Annotated in this window: 17 protein-coding genes and 1 tRNA gene; 10 read left to right on the forward strand and 8 right to left on the reverse strand. The window is 62.7% G+C overall.

The window, feature by feature from the left end:
- The first annotated feature begins 5 nt into the window (after nucleotides 1–5).
- The 4 genes from SynMINOS11_RS02430 (at nucleotide 6) to proC (ending at nucleotide 2,361) form a co-directional block, all read left to right on the forward strand.
- Complete coding sequence (locus SynMINOS11_RS02430; RefSeq protein WP_011934886.1) at nucleotides 6–272, forward strand: PipX family protein; 267 nt, start codon at nucleotides 6–8, stop codon at nucleotides 270–272.
- A 3-nt stretch (nucleotides 273–275) separates the two neighbouring features.
- Nucleotides 276–914 carry a YggS family pyridoxal phosphate-dependent enzyme gene (locus tag SynMINOS11_RS02435; protein ID WP_186549617.1) on the forward strand — a complete coding sequence of 213 codons (639 nt, stop codon included), beginning with the start codon at nucleotides 276–278 and terminating at the stop codon, nucleotides 912–914.
- 69 nt (nucleotides 915–983) lie between these two features.
- Nucleotides 984–1,535: a cell division protein SepF gene (locus tag SynMINOS11_RS02440; protein ID WP_011934888.1), complete on the forward strand. Its 552-nt coding sequence runs from the start codon at nucleotides 984–986 to the stop codon at nucleotides 1,533–1,535.
- A complete protein-coding gene (gene proC, locus SynMINOS11_RS02445) occupies nucleotides 1,519–2,361 on the forward strand; it encodes a pyrroline-5-carboxylate reductase (RefSeq protein ID WP_186549619.1) in 843 nt (280 codons plus the stop codon). The genes SynMINOS11_RS02440 and proC overlap by 17 nt, the downstream gene beginning before the upstream one ends.
- Here the strand turns inward: proC and plsY are convergent.
- The 5 genes from plsY to SynMINOS11_RS02470 form a co-directional block, all read right to left on the reverse strand.
- A complete protein-coding gene (gene plsY / locus SynMINOS11_RS02450) occupies nucleotides 2,358–2,960 on the reverse strand; it encodes a glycerol-3-phosphate 1-O-acyltransferase PlsY (RefSeq protein ID WP_186549623.1) in 603 nt (200 codons plus the stop codon). The two genes, proC and plsY, sit on opposite strands and share 4 nt — an antisense overlap.
- A complete protein-coding gene (locus SynMINOS11_RS02455; RefSeq protein WP_186549625.1) occupies nucleotides 2,957–3,853 on the reverse strand; it encodes a DUF3086 domain-containing protein in 897 nt (298 codons plus the stop codon). The genes plsY and SynMINOS11_RS02455 overlap by 4 nt, the downstream gene beginning before the upstream one ends.
- Nucleotides 3,854–4,140: 287 nt before the next feature.
- Complete coding sequence (locus SynMINOS11_RS02460) at nucleotides 4,141–4,548, reverse strand: DUF3119 family protein (protein WP_186549627.1); 408 nt, start codon at nucleotides 4,546–4,548, stop codon at nucleotides 4,141–4,143.
- Nucleotides 4,541–5,293 (reverse strand): MlaE family ABC transporter permease, encoded by a 753-nt coding sequence (locus tag SynMINOS11_RS02465; RefSeq protein ID WP_011934895.1) that lies wholly within the window; start codon nucleotides 5,291–5,293, stop codon nucleotides 4,541–4,543. Before SynMINOS11_RS02465 ends, SynMINOS11_RS02460 begins: the two co-directional genes overlap by 8 nt.
- Nucleotides 5,294–5,299: 6 nt before the next feature.
- Nucleotides 5,300–6,622 (reverse strand): MFS transporter, encoded by a 1,323-nt coding sequence (locus SynMINOS11_RS02470; RefSeq protein WP_186550643.1) that lies wholly within the window; start codon nucleotides 6,620–6,622, stop codon nucleotides 5,300–5,302.
- Nucleotides 6,623–6,755: 133 nt separating this feature from the next.
- On the opposite strand from SynMINOS11_RS02470, the gene SynMINOS11_RS02475 reads away from it, so the two are divergent.
- Nucleotides 6,756–6,826, forward strand: a tRNA-Gly gene (locus tag SynMINOS11_RS02475).
- Nucleotides 6,827–6,834: 8 nt separating this feature from the next.
- Here the strand turns inward: SynMINOS11_RS02475 and SynMINOS11_RS02480 are convergent.
- Complete coding sequence (locus tag SynMINOS11_RS02480) at nucleotides 6,835–8,865, reverse strand: glycogen debranching protein (RefSeq protein WP_186549629.1); 2,031 nt, start codon at nucleotides 8,863–8,865, stop codon at nucleotides 6,835–6,837.
- Between the two features lie 55 nt (nucleotides 8,866–8,920).
- Here SynMINOS11_RS02480 and SynMINOS11_RS02485 point away from each other — a divergent pair, with 55 nt between their 5' ends.
- The 5 genes from SynMINOS11_RS02485 (at nucleotide 8,921) to SynMINOS11_RS02500 (ending at nucleotide 11,563) form a co-directional block, all read left to right on the forward strand.
- Nucleotides 8,921–9,553, forward strand: coding sequence for an MBL fold metallo-hydrolase (locus tag SynMINOS11_RS02485; protein ID WP_255445458.1), 633 nt, complete (start codon nucleotides 8,921–8,923; stop codon nucleotides 9,551–9,553).
- Nucleotides 9,554–9,664: 111 nt separating this feature from the next.
- A complete protein-coding gene (locus tag SynMINOS11_RS02490) occupies nucleotides 9,665–9,940 on the forward strand; it encodes an HU family DNA-binding protein (RefSeq protein WP_011934899.1) in 276 nt (91 codons plus the stop codon).
- 44 nt (nucleotides 9,941–9,984) lie between these two features.
- Nucleotides 9,985–10,938, forward strand: coding sequence for a tRNA glutamyl-Q(34) synthetase GluQRS (gene gluQRS, locus SynMINOS11_RS02495; RefSeq protein ID WP_186550645.1), 954 nt, complete (start codon nucleotides 9,985–9,987; stop codon nucleotides 10,936–10,938).
- A gap of 152 nt (nucleotides 10,939–11,090) precedes the next feature.
- Nucleotides 11,091–11,225, forward strand: a complete 135-nt coding sequence (locus SynMINOS11_RS12815; protein WP_255445561.1) for a hypothetical protein — start codon at nucleotides 11,091–11,093, stop codon at nucleotides 11,223–11,225.
- Nucleotides 11,222–11,563, forward strand: a complete 342-nt coding sequence (locus SynMINOS11_RS02500; protein ID WP_370586177.1) for a hypothetical protein — start codon at nucleotides 11,222–11,224, stop codon at nucleotides 11,561–11,563. The genes SynMINOS11_RS12815 and SynMINOS11_RS02500 overlap by 4 nt, the downstream gene beginning before the upstream one ends.
- A gap of 10 nt (nucleotides 11,564–11,573) precedes the next feature.
- On the opposite strand, the gene SynMINOS11_RS02505 is transcribed toward SynMINOS11_RS02500, so the two are convergent.
- Nucleotides 11,574–12,275, reverse strand: coding sequence for a hypothetical protein (locus SynMINOS11_RS02505; protein ID WP_186549633.1), 702 nt, complete (start codon nucleotides 12,273–12,275; stop codon nucleotides 11,574–11,576).
- An 18-nt stretch (nucleotides 12,276–12,293) separates the two neighbouring features.
- A complete protein-coding gene (locus tag SynMINOS11_RS02510; protein ID WP_186549635.1) occupies nucleotides 12,294–12,746 on the reverse strand; it encodes a hypothetical protein in 453 nt (150 codons plus the stop codon).

A 12,746-nucleotide genomic window follows, 5' to 3' on the forward strand; every position in this document is an offset into this window, starting at 1 on the left:
TAGGCATGAGCGTCGAACGTTATCTCAATCACCCCACCTTCGGGATGCTCTACCGCGTCTGCCCGGTGGCAACTGGTGAGGAGATCTACGCCACGCTCTATGCCCAGCGGATGTTCTTTCGCGTCACATCCCAGCCCCAGGGAACCAGCTTTGAAGCGATGCCGTTTTCCGATGCGCGTCATCACGCTGAGCAAAACCTGCTGCGCTTGAGGCGCAATCAGTCGCCGGAGTTGCCGCTCTGGAAAAAGCTGTTTGATCAGACCTTCATCTGAGTCGTGGGCAGCCTGGCGCAGCGGTATGAAGCGATCCTGCAGGAGTTGCCCCCCGGGGTGAAGCTGCTGGCGGTGAGCAAGGGGCGCTCCTCCGCTGAGATTCGCGCTCTCTATGGGTTAGGGCAGCGCAGCTTCGGGGAAAGCCGGGTGCAGGAAGCGGCGTTGAAGCAGCAAGAGCTCGCTGATCTCGCCGATATCGACTGGCAGTTCATCGGCCGCCTGCAGGCCAACAAAGTGCGCCCTGTGCTCAAGGCCTTCAGCACGATTCATGCCGTCGACAGCTTCAACTTGGCTGCGCGCGTCAGCCGCATCGCTGGAGAGCTTGCGCTCTGTCCGCAGCTCTATCTGCAGTTGAAGTTGCGGCCGGATGCCAACAAAGCGGGGTTGAGTTGGGCTGAGGCCCAATCCCTATGGCCGCAGTTGCAAAACCTGCCCCATGTGCATTGGCAGGGGGTGATGGTGATCCCGCCGCGCGAGCTGGCTGAGCAGGACTTAGGTGCCTTGTTTGCCGAAGCGGTGGGTCATGCAGATGCTCTCGGTTTGGCCGGTCGCTCGATGGGAATGAGCGGGGACTGGCCATTGGCAGCGCAGCAGGGCAGCACGGTTGTGCGAGTGGGCAGTGCGCTGTTTGGTTCGGATTAAGCGGTGACCAGTTGCAACTGACTGGCGCAGACGCTATTCAAGGACATCACCACAAAGGGGCTCACGGCGGTGTCCATTTTTTCTCGTCTCAAGAAGGTTGTCGCTGGTGACGACTACCTCGATGACGACTACGGCACTGAGCTGGAGTATGAGGACGGCCTAGAGCCCTCCGATTCCACGCTTGATCGCGGCGGCGCAATCGCCCCCATCGGCAGCTTCGACGATGGTGATCCCTTCGCGAGCTCCAACGTCATCGGCATGCCCGGCATCACCTCCGCTGCTGCGGAAGTTTTGGTGATGGAACCGCGCAGCTTTGATGAGATGCCCAAAACCATCCAGGCCCTGCGCGAGCGCAAGACCATCATCTTGAATCTGACGATGATGGAGCCCGACCAGGCTCAGCGCGCTGTGGACTTTGTTGCTGGTGGCACCTACGCCATCGATGGCCACCAAGAGCGTGTGGGCGAAAGCATCTTCCTGTTCGCCCCCAGCTGTGTGACGGTCACCACCGCTAGCAGTGAAGAATCCGCTGCCCCCAGCGTGATGGCACGCGAAGAAGAAGCAACAGCACCGGCGGCTCCGAGCCCTGCTTGGGGCACGCAGGATGCCATCAACGGCTGATTCGCAATTGAGCTTTGGTGTGATTGGCCTGGGCCGCATGGCCCAGGCGCTTGTGACTCCTTGGCTTGAGGCTGGCTTGCTGCAACGCGAGCAGCTGCAACTCTCGGTGGCCTCTGAGTCCTCGGCGCAAGCGTTGCGTCAGCGCTTTGATTGTCCGGTCCACACCGACCCAAGCGCTTGTTTGGCTGTTTCGGAGTTGTTGTTGGCCCTCAAGCCGCAGCAGCTCGATGGCTTAGTAGAGCAATTGGGAGGCCGATCGGCGATTGCCGCTGCTGCAGCGAGCCGAGCCGAGCCTCCGCTGCTCATCTCTGTGTTGGCTGGAGTGAGCTCAGAGCGCTTGCAGGATTGCTTTCCGGGTTGGCGGGTGGTGCGCACCGTGCCCAACACGCCTGCGTTGGTGAGGCAGGGTCTGGTGGGGTTGGCGTTTGCTGATGGGGTGAGCGCTGAGCAGCAGCAGCGCGTGCAGACCTTGTTTGCCGCGGTGGGGGAGGTGCTCGAACTGCCCGAGAGTCAGCTGCCTGCATTTCTGGCCTTGACCTCATCAGGTCCGGCTTTTGTGGCGTTGGTGGCCGAAGCACTCGCCGATGGAGCCGTTGCCGCCGGATTGCCTCGCGCCCGTGCCCATCACCTGGCCCATCGCACACTCGCGGGAACGGCTGCCTTGTTGTTTGAGCAGGACCTGCACCCCGGAGAACTCAAAGACATGGTCAGCAGTCCGGCGGGCGCCACGATCGCCGGTATCCGCGTGCTGGAGCAATCGCAGTTGCGTTCGGCGTTGATGGAGGCGGTGGTGCGTGCGGCTGACCGCAGCCGCGAACTCGGTTAGTCCTTTTGCCCCAGCCGCGGCTCTTCGCCTTTGAGGAGCCTGCTCAGGTTGCTGCGGTGCCGCCAAATCACCATCACCGCGGCCACAACACCCAGGCCGAGGTAGGCCCCTGGTGCTCCAGCACCAGCCATCAAGAGCGGCAAGGCGGCCGCTGCCAGCACGCTGCTGATCGAGACGATGCGGCTCAGCGCCAGGCTGGTGAGGAAGACGCCTAGGCAGGCCAAGCCGACGGCAGGCACCAGGCCCAGCAGCATGCCAAAGCCCGTGGCGACGGCCTTGCCGCCTTTGCCTCCCAGCCAGATCGGCCAGATGTGGCCCGCCAGTGCCGCCAGCCCGGCGGCCACCAACCAGCTGTAGGCACCGGCCCCTAGCAGGGCTCTGGCCAGGATCACCGCGGCGCTGCCTTTGAACACATCCACGAGAAACACCACCAGGGCAGGCCCTTTGCCCACCTGCCTGAGCACATTGGTGGCGCCGGTGGATCCTGATCCCAGTTGGCGGATGTCGACGCCAGCGCACCATCGTCCGGCGAGATAGCCGCTGGGGAAACTGCCGAGCAGATAGCCCAACGGCACCACCAGAATTGCCAATGGGTTCAAAGCAGCTCCTCCTCGTAGGCCAACTCTTGAGGATCAGCGGCGAACACCAGCCACAGCGGGAATTGCAGGATCGCTGTTTCAACAGCGCGCTCGGCTGCATCCACCACGATGAACGGCAGCTCCCCTTGTTCTTCCAGCCGGTCAGCCCGCTCGATCAGGGCATCGGGGCGCTCGAACAGCACCACCCCGCTGTTGGGTCCAAAGTCTTCGCGGCTGAGGCCAAGCCCGTCTTGCAGGCCGCGGCGCCAGTCGCCAAGGCGCTCGGGTGCGCCAGCCAACACCAGGGTTTGAAACCGCTCGCCGTAGAGATCACCCAGCAGGCTCACTGCAGCAGCGGTGACCAGCACATTGCGGCTGCGGCTACCACCGCTGGGTTGGGCGCCACGGCCTCCTTGGGAGAGGAACCAGTCGCTGAGCAAGTCGTAGCCGCTCTGATCGAGGCTGCGGCGCAATTGCCAGGCATCGGCATGGAAATCAGGGTTGTCGCGAAAGGCCGCGAGACGTTCGGTGATCAATGTGGTTTCACCGGCAAACAGGCCGCTGGCACTGACCGGCGCGGGGGCTGGCTCCTCTTCGCTGGCTTTGGCAGCCTCCTGTTGCTGCTGTTGGTCCAACGGTGAGGGCTGCACCGCCAGGGTTTCCGGCACCAGTTCCAGTTGCTCCACGCTGCGGGCCAGATCCACCAGGGCCCCCTGCAGGTAGTCCTGAAAGCCCTTGACGCGGCGACTGAGGCCATCGGCTTGGCCGGTGAAGTGGCTGCTGATCTCCGCCTGGAGTTGATCGCGGCGTTGCTCCAGCTCTTTGATTTCCCCTTCCAGGGACTGGCGTTGCTGCTGCAGTTCTTGCAGGGCCAGTTGCTGCCAGCTCGGTTCCGGCGCTGGGGTGCTTTCCACTGCGCGATGTGTTCCTCACTGCAGTGTGACAGCGGCGCTGATGGGCACCGAGAACACGAAGAGATTGTGGGGCTCTGCCAAAGCAGGGCTGAGCCCCTCTATGACCTATTTCCGTCGCCGTGAGCTCATGCCTCAGGGGATCTCCCCCTCGATGCAGCGCCTAGTTAGGCGCAAGCTCAGTCGTGTGCTTGGCGGTCAGGCCCAGGTGATCAGCCTCAAGGAGATCAAACGCAAAGGCGAGTGGCAGGGCTATTGCGAGGTGGAAGGGCGTTTGGCCCAGTTCCGCTTCATTCGTGGGGGGCGTCAGCTGGTGGTGCAGCCTCTTTTGAACGTGTTCCGCTGGGACCGATCCGCGTCGTGAGCTGTTCGTTCAAGGCGTTGGCGTCAAACAGCATCGGCAGGAAGTGGATGCTCTTCACTTCACGGAAATAGAAGAGCACCGGCACCATTGGCCAAAACACTTGCCAGCCCATCCAGTCGCTGTATGGGAAGCGGCGAATCTCCGTGCCGCTGCGGGTGACCACCAGCGCTTCGGCCTCAAAGCGCAGCCTGAGCAGCGCGGTTTGCAGCATCAAAAAACAGCCAAACAGCACCACCACGGCTGCGGCAATCCAGCTGAGCAGGCCGCAGGCCAGACCCAATCCGACTACACCCAAGGGCACCCAGAAGCGGGGTTGGAGTTCCGTATCAGCCATAGAGCACCTGGGTGAGGATCACATCGGTGATGGCGATGGTCAGCAAAATCATCACCACAGCACCGGTGGTGCTGGTGCCCACTTCCTTGGGGCCGCCTCGGGTGGTGAGTCCCCAGCCGCAGGCAATGATCGCGATCTCCAGGCCAAACACGGTGGCCTTAAGCAGCATCGATGGCACATCACTGGGTTGCATCCAGGTGCGCATTGAGCTCCAGAACACCGGTGGCGGAATTCTGTAGAGCATCGAGCTGCTGAGCATGCCCGACCACATGCCAATGCCGAAAAACAGCAGGCATTGCACGGGCGACATCACCAGCATGGCGATCACCCTTGGCACCACCAGGTATTCCACCGGGTCGGTGCGCAGCATGGTGATGGCATCAATCTGCTCGGTGACCTTCATGGTCCCGAGTGAAGCGGCATAGGCGGTGGCCACCTTGCCGGTCAGCAACATGGCGGTGAGCAGTGGGGCGATTTCCCGGGCCAAGCCCAAGGCCAAGATGCCGCCCACCGTTGAGCCAGCTCCCTGCTTGGTGAGTTCAGCGGCCACTTGGATGTTGAACACCGTGCCGGCGGCCATGCCGATGATCAGCACCACCAAAAAGCTGGAGGGCCCCGCTTCCATCAGGTTTTCGCTGAGCTCGCCAATCGGAACGCGACCGCGAGCGGCGGCCGCTAACGCCTGGCCGCCAATCAGGCAGCTGCTGCCGAGGCGGCGAAGCCAGCGAGGGGTGCGAAGTGCCATCGCGGCTCAGTGTGTCACTTCTGAGCGCGTTGGCACGCTGCTTGGCCAATCCCGCATCACCACCAGGCCCAACACCACCAACACCGCGGGGATCAGGCCCATGCAAACGCGAATGGTGATCAGCGCTGAGGTGGGCTGCGCGATGTAGCTCAAGGCTCCGCTGCAGCTGCTGGCGGAGATGTAGCCCGATAGCGATAGCAGCACGCCAAACAGCTGCATCGAGAAGCCAATGACCAACTTCTGGCTGAAGACCATCCAAGCGGTGTAAAGCCCAGCTGGCTTGCTGGGATCAGCGTCGATGGCATCGGGTAGCAACGACCAGGGGATCAAATAGGCGGTGGAGGCCCCGAGGCCCACCAACACGATCAACCCCACCAGCGGTGCCATGTCTAGGCCGCTGGCGTCATCCCCTAAGGGCGGCAGCAGCATGGAAAGGATGCAGGCCACGATCCATAGGGCCGCGCCCCAGCGCAACGTGATCACCCGGCCGAGCCGATTGGCCAGCAGGCTCCAGAGCTGCAGCCCCACCAGGGCGCTGAGCTGAAACGGCAGCAGGATCCAGGTGGAGAGCTCAGGCGGAACCCGCATCACCTGCACCAGGTAGATGAGGGCCACCACCTGCATGAGCTGCAGCCCAAACCAGAGCAGCAGATAGAGCCCCAGCACCCGCAGGAAGCGCCCATTGCCGCGAATGCGCTGGAGTTGCAGGCGTAAGGGCTCGCTTTGGCCGCTGGGTCGTTGAGCTTTCTTGGCAAAGGGCGCTAAGCCCCAACAGCAGAGCAGGGTGGACACAGCGGCGATGCTGCCGGTGATGCGCCCCATCAGCAGGTAGCCAGCTGCTCCTTGGTTGAGCACCAGCGACGCCACGATTAAGCCACTCAATCCAGACAGGATGGACCCGGTAAAGCGGGCGGCATTGAGGCGAGTACGGATCCGCTTCTCGGTGGTGAGCTCGGTGGATAGCGCCGCGTAGGGCAGGTTGACGCTGGTGTAGGCGGTCATCAGCAGGATCGCCATCACCACGTAGTAGATGGTGCGTTGGGCCACGCCGCCGGGTGGCACCCACCAGAGGGCAGCCAGGCTCAGCCCAAGCGGCACAGCAGCGCCGAGCATCCAGGGGAGCCTCGGCCCCCATCGTGTTTTGGTGTGGTCGCTGAGCCAGCCAATCAGGGGGTCATTGATGGCATCCCAGACTTTGATCACCATCAACAGCGAGCCAGCGATGAACGCCGGCAGCCCCGCGGCACAGGTGAAGAAAGCAAAGAGGTAAAAACCCAGCGTTGTGGCCGCCAGGCCAGTGCCGGCATCGCCGAGGCCGTAGCCAATCATCAAGCGCCGCCGGGAGCCAGCCAGGGGGGCAGCAGAGGCGGTCACAAGAGAAAAGTGGGCAAGTCGACCGCCATAATGCAAAACAGCTCAGCCCAAGCGCCAGCCCTTTATGGGTTGATACGTTTGTACTGCTGCGGGCGTAGTTTAGTGGTAAAACCTCAGCCTTCCAAGCTGATGATGCGGGTTCGATTCCCGCCGCCCGCTTCCTCGTCTTAGAGCTTCAGCTCAATGTCGCTGGCCACCAGCAGCATCAAGCTGCGGCTCTCCAGGGGCGCCGATGGTGGTCGCCAGCCCGGGGGCTGCGCCGGCAGGTCTTCATCGGCCGGCAGTCCGGTGTCGATAACCCGCTGCCAACCGCTTGCCGTTGGCGGCAGGTCGAAATGCATGGCCTTGTAGTAGGCATTCATGCCGCACCACAGCCGTGGACCTTGCGTTGGGCTGTTGATGCTCCAGGCCAAGCAGTGGGACCAGCTCGCCCAATCGGGCTTGTCAATGTCCACCCCGTGCCATTGATGGCTGAGGTTGGTGGGCCTTTCGGGGTCGAGCCAAGGCAGCAGTTGCTGGCGCAAGCGCAGCAGCCGTTGCACAAACAGCTTCAGCGCTAAGCCGTCATCGTCGGGCTGCCAATGCATCCAGCCCAGGGGGTTGTTCTGGCACCAGCAGTTGTTGTTGCCTCCCTGGCTGCGGTGCACTTCATCACCCATCAGCAACATCGGCGTTCCAGCTGAGAGCAGCAGGGTGCAGAGCATGTTGCGCATCTGCCGTTGCCTCAAGGTGTTGATAGCCGGGTCGGTGCTGGGGCCTTCCACGCCGTGGTTCCAGCTGTTGTTGTGGGAGTCGCCGTCGCGGTTGTCTTCGCCATTGGCGAGGTTGTGCTTGCCGTTGTAGCTGACCAGATCGTTGAGGGTGAAGCCGTCATGGGCGGTGACGAAGTGAATGCTCTTGCCTGCTGCTGCCGGCTCGCCGCCATAGAGATCCGGGCTGGCGATTAGCCGCTGGGCCATGGCCCAGGAGGTGTTGTCATCGCCTTTCCAAAACCGCCGGAGGTCGTCGCGGAAGCGACCGTTCCACGTGCCCACGCGCTGGGCGGGGAAGTCCGCCAGCCGGTAGAGGCCGCCGCAGTCCCAGGGCTCTCCCACCAGCTTGATGTCGGCCAGTTCTGGATCGCTTTCCATCGCCTCAAACAGGGGGGGCTGATCCAGTGGTGTGAGACCCGCTCCGCGTGTGAGGGCAGCCCCCAGATCAAAGCGGAAGCCATCGATGCCCAGCTCCAGGGCCCAGCAGCGCATCGATTCGATAATCAGCTGCACCGCCAATGGATGGTTGGCGGCAATGCTGTTGCCGCAGCCAGAGACGTCTTGATAGATGCCGTCGGCGCTTTGGTGGTAGTAGAGGCGATCGGCAAAGCCCCGCCAGCTCAGGCAGGGCCCCTGGCTACTGCCTTCGGTGGTGTGGTTGTACACCACATCAACGAACACCTCGAGGCCGTGGTCGTGGCAGGCGGCAACGAGCTGACGCAGCTGCTGCCGGCCGGCGAGTGGCTCATCCCCGCAGACGTAGCCGTGGTGCGGTGCAAACCAACTCAGGGGGCTGTAGCCCCAATAGTTTTGGCGGCCATCGGGGGCATCAGCGGGATCAAAGGCCATCGATGGCAACAGCTCAATGGCGGTGATGCCCAAGCTCTGCAAATAGGGCAGCGCATCGATCAGCCCCAAGAAGGTGCCCCGGTGCTCAGGGCTGGCGGGGCTGCTCAGGTCGCGGCTAAAGCCGCCGGGATGCAGCTCGTAGATCACCGTTTCACGCCAGTCGTGCCGCGGGCGCGGGTGGCTGTTGAAATCAAAGTGATCGCGTTCCGTGACCACCGCTTTGAGGCAATGGGCGCTGTTGTCGTGATCGCCGGTGGCTAAGCCCCGGTCGTAGACATCCCAGCCGCTGATGGCGCGGGCGCAGGGATCCAGCAGCACTTTGGTGGGGTGGAAGCCACGCCCTGCTGCGCTCACCGGGCCGTGCACCCGGTAGCCGTAGCAGCAGCCAATGCCAACGCCCTGAACCTCAACGTGCCAGTAGTCACCGCTGCGGTGACGCGGAGTGAGCTCAATGATTTGATTGGGCTCGTTGGCACTGCCGCTTGCAAACAGCAGCAGCTCCACCTTGGTGGCCTCAGGCGCTGCCACCGAAAAGTTCACGCCACCGCCTACCAGTGAGCTGCCCAGGGGCCATGGCTTGCCGATGCTCACCGCCATGGCTGGGCTGTTCCTGTGCGCGTGCCTATTCAGAGGATGGCGTGAAATGGATGGGATGGGTATCGCAGCGCTGGGTTCTGGTCTGTGGGCATTTCCCCCCAGTCGCGACAGCGACGGCGGTACGGCCTGGCTGTTGCACAGCCAAAGTGGCGCTTCGGTGCTCGTGGATGTGCCGCTGCTCAGTGATGAGCATCTGAGCTGGCTGCAGCAACAGCCCCGCGGCTGGATCGTGCTCACCCATCGCCAAGGCCATGGCCGCTGCCGGCGTTTACAGGAACAGCTGGGGTGGCCTGTGCTGGTGCAAGAGCAGGAGGCTTATCTGTTGCCCACGCTGCAGCAGCGCCACAGCTTTGGGGAGCAGCGGGAGCTTGAGCCGGGCTTGCAGCTGCTCTGGACGCCGGGGCCAACCCCTGGATCCTGCTGTTTGCATTGGTCCCAAGGGAGGCGGGATGTGTTGTTCTGCGGACGTTTGCTGTGGCCGCGTGGCCTCGAGGATGTCGAAATGCGAATTGGCGACAGCACCTTTCATTCCACCCGCCAGCAGCGCAGTGTGGGGCGGCTGAGGACCTGGCTGGATGCGGGGCAACCTGCCCAGATCGCTTGCGCCGCAGGGCTTGGCGTGTTGCGCGGCGCCAAGCTTGTTGAGCGCGGCAGTGTCGCCATCGATACATTGATCGCTCGCAACTGAGCAATCAACCGCTCAAACCCATTGCAAAGGCTGGGTTGGTTAGTTGCGTTCTCGAAAAGTGCTCCATACAGTTGGCGCGTTCCTACCCCTCGCAGCGGGCAACCCCCTCCGATGAACAAAGCTGATCTGGTCAACCTGGTTGCAGCTCGTACCGAGCTGACCAAAACCGACGTCTCCCAGGTGGTTGACGCTGCCATTGAAACCATCATCGATTCCGTCGTTGAAGGCAAAAAAGTTTCCATCCTTGGTTTCGGCTCCTTTGAATCCCGTGAGCGTTCTGCTCGTCAGGGCCTGAACCCCAAGACCGGCGAAAAGATCGCCATCCCCGCCAAGAAGGTTCCCGCCTTCACCGCCGGCAAGATGTTCAAAGATCGCGTGCAGGGCTGATCGCTCTGGGTACGACCCCTCTGCTCGAAGCGCTTCCTGCCCACCTGCAGGAGGCGCTTTTTAATGCTCAGCAGCGCCGCAGGCTTCATCGGCGCGCTCGCTTCGCGCCCACCCCCAGTGGGCCTTTGCATCTGGGCAACCTGCGCACGGCCTTGCTGTCGTGGTTATCAGCTCGGCTGACTGGAGCCGAATGGCTCTTGCGCATCGATGATCTCGATACCCCCCGCAACCGGCCTGGGGCGGAGGCGCAGACGATCGCTGATTTGCAGTGGTTGGGCTTGCTTTGGGATGGCCCTGTGATTCGCCAGAGCGAGCGGCGCGGGCTGTATCACTCGTTGCTGTCGGCTCTTAGGAGCCAAGGCTGCTTGTACCCCTGCCATTGCAGCCGGCGCATGTTGGCTGATGTGTCAGCGCCCCACGGTGCTTGGCCCTTGTATCCAGGAACCTGCCGCGGCCTTGCCCCTGATTGGGGTGCCCGCAAGGGGCGACTGCCCAGCTGGCGTTTGCGGCTTCCGGCAGGCCGTTTGCACTGGCCTGAACAAGGCCAGGTGAGCAGCCACTTGGATGGGCTCAGTGAGGTTGGTGATGTGGTGCTGCGGCGCGCTGATGGCTTTTTGGCGTATCACCTGGCCACGGCAGCCGATGAGCTTTGGCTGGGCATCACCGATGTGGTCCGTGGTGACGACCTGTGGGTCACGACCGGGCCGCAAGTGGCGTTGATGCAGCTGCTGGGTTGCGCGCCTCCGAGCTACTGGCATGTGCCGTTGCTGCGTGATCAGGCCGGCCAGCGGCTGGCCAAACGCGATGGATCAGAAGGCCTTGAGCGGTGGCGTTGCCTTGGGGGTCGCGCGGAGGGGCTCATTGGCCAATGGGCGGCCCAGCTGGGCTGGCTCCCTGCGGGCGCTGAGCTCAATGCAGAGGAGTTGCTGGCTGAGCTGAAGTGCCGCAACTTCACGCCGATCACCCCGGAAGGAAGTCGGTTGATACCAAAGCAGTAATTGTGCTCACTTCCGCCGCATTTCTTAAGGAAGTGTTCGGGATCATTGGGCCCGGAATTATTCACACTGGAATCAATAAGACTCGTGTCTCCATGGGCTCCCCCGCCAAGCACACCAAGCAAGAAACTTGCACCGCTTGTGGGGGGAGTGGAATGCTCCGCCAGGGTTGCGATTCCTACCGCACCTGCCTGGTTTGCATGGGTGTGGGGACCGTCGCTGTCCATGACCAAGAGCCTGTGACGGTTCCCGCTGAAATGCTCAGCGCTTCGTCTTTTGCCGCCAAATGAAGAAAGCGGTGACTGCCACCACGATGGCCAGTGGTACCGCGGTGAAGAGCAGCAGGATGACGGCGGTCCAGTCGGTGTACATGGCGGTGTTTGGATCAGCTCAAGTGCGCCACATTGTGGGACTTGGCGTGCTCCTTTTGCTGGCAGCTGCTGGGCCAGCTCAGGCCGGCATTGATTTCACCGGCTGCACCTCAGGGCCTGATGGCAGCATTACCTGCAACACCGAGCCCACCGGCAACACACTCACCGATGACATCGATGCCCGTTACGGGCTCGATGATGAGGCCAGCCCGGGTTGGAGTGAATACGAGCCCTACCAGGGATTTGATGACGAATAAATCAGTCCCCTCAGGGATCTGAGCTCACCCCTATTTGGCAGGGTTGGATCGAACCAATCGGCCGGCGGCGGTGGTCCAACCTCAGGCTCCAGGTCGGCAACTGCGGGCTGTCCAGCAGTGGCTGGAAACAACGCTCTGGCGGCAAGGCTGAATAAAAGCTCTGGACCATCCGCGTCACGGCATGGGCATGCAGCGCCCCGCCGCCTCGGCGCCGCTGGCGTGCTTCAGCTTGCAAGCGCCAGCGGAGCACGTGGTTGTGGGTGGGCGGAACCAGCACCAACAACGCATCGAGTCGCCGCCAAATCGCTTGGTAGTCCCGCAGTGATGGCAGGCCTCGAGCGCCAATGCACCAGCCTTCCAAAAGCAGTTGATCCCCTTGATGGGGTTGATCATCCACCCGATCTCCAGCCCCTCCGGCCAAGGTCTTGTCGAACCGGGGCACCAAGGTTTGGCCTTGTGCGCGGAACTCATCGATCAGTTGGGCCAGGCGAGGCACGTCATGGCTACCGGGCAGGCCCCGTTGGTGTTGTTGCAGCTTGGGCTGCGGCCAGTAGAGATCATCGATGGAGACCGCGACCACACCCGAGCCGATCTGCCGGCTGAGATGACTTTTGCCGCTTCCCGGTGGGGCGCAGAGTCCCAGCACGATGTCTCCATTGCTGCTGCGTTCACGGCACCACAGCTGCAGCAGGCTCAGAGCGGAGTGGGTCACAACGGATCTCTGTTGGGCTCAGTTCACAACGGTGAGCCGATCGACGTTGTAGCGACGCACAGCATCGGCAAGGCTATTGAGCGTTTGACGATCGGGAATGCAGATGCAACCCACGCCCGGGTAGCAGTTGTGGATCCCCAGCGCGGAGCGGCTGGTGGGGAACAGGGGATCCAGTTGCATCCAGAGGTCTTGCCCCCAGGGTTCCGGTTGTCCGAGGCGGTAGCTGCCCTTGGGTAGGGGTGAGCCATTGCCGGGCGACCAGCGCCGGTCGAGGTTTTGATGCGCCTTAGCACTGGCCACGGCCTGCCAGCTCTGGAGCACGCGCCCGGCTTCCACCAGCTGCAACTGCCAGATCGGATCACCATTGGGGTAGGTGGCGCTGGTGCGTTTGAGCTGCAGGTCGGCTGGAGCTGCCCAACTGGCGCCGATCCACGCCACGTTCACCAGAGCTGCAAGGAGAAGTCGTTTCAT

Source organism: Synechococcus sp. Minos11, from assembly GCF_014279855.1.
Classification (GTDB): Bacteria; Cyanobacteriota; Cyanobacteriia; order PCC-6307; family Cyanobiaceae; genus RCC307.

Excerpts from the sequence above, each read along its gene's own strand:
- SynMINOS11_RS02430 (WP_011934886.1), top strand. The coding sequence starts at position 6 with ATGAGCGTCGAACGTTATCTCAATCACCCCACCTTCGGGATGCTCTAC.
- proC (WP_186549619.1), top strand. The coding sequence starts at position 1,519 with ATGCCATCAACGGCTGATTCGCAATTGAGCTTTGGTGTGATTGGCCTG.
- SynMINOS11_RS02460 (WP_186549627.1), bottom strand. The coding sequence starts at position 4,548 with ATGGCTGATACGGAACTCCAACCCCGCTTCTGGGTGCCCTTGGGTGTA.
- SynMINOS11_RS02465 (WP_011934895.1), bottom strand. The coding sequence starts at position 5,293 with ATGGCACTTCGCACCCCTCGCTGGCTTCGCCGCCTCGGCAGCAGCTGC.
- SynMINOS11_RS02470 (WP_186550643.1), bottom strand. The coding sequence starts at position 6,622 with ATGATTGGCTACGGCCTCGGCGATGCCGGCACTGGCCTGGCGGCCACA.
- SynMINOS11_RS02480 (WP_186549629.1), bottom strand. The coding sequence starts at position 8,865 with ATGGCGGTGAGCATCGGCAAGCCATGGCCCCTGGGCAGCTCACTGGTA.
- SynMINOS11_RS02485 (WP_255445458.1), top strand. The coding sequence starts at position 8,921 with ATGGGTATCGCAGCGCTGGGTTCTGGTCTGTGGGCATTTCCCCCCAGT.
- SynMINOS11_RS02490 (WP_011934899.1), top strand. The coding sequence starts at position 9,665 with ATGAACAAAGCTGATCTGGTCAACCTGGTTGCAGCTCGTACCGAGCTG.
- SynMINOS11_RS12815 (WP_255445561.1), top strand. The coding sequence starts at position 11,091 with ATGCTCCGCCAGGGTTGCGATTCCTACCGCACCTGCCTGGTTTGCATG.
- SynMINOS11_RS02500 (WP_370586177.1), top strand. The coding sequence starts at position 11,222 with ATGAAGAAAGCGGTGACTGCCACCACGATGGCCAGTGGTACCGCGGTG.
- SynMINOS11_RS02510 (WP_186549635.1), bottom strand. The coding sequence starts at position 12,746 with ATGAAACGACTTCTCCTTGCAGCTCTGGTGAACGTGGCGTGGATCGGC.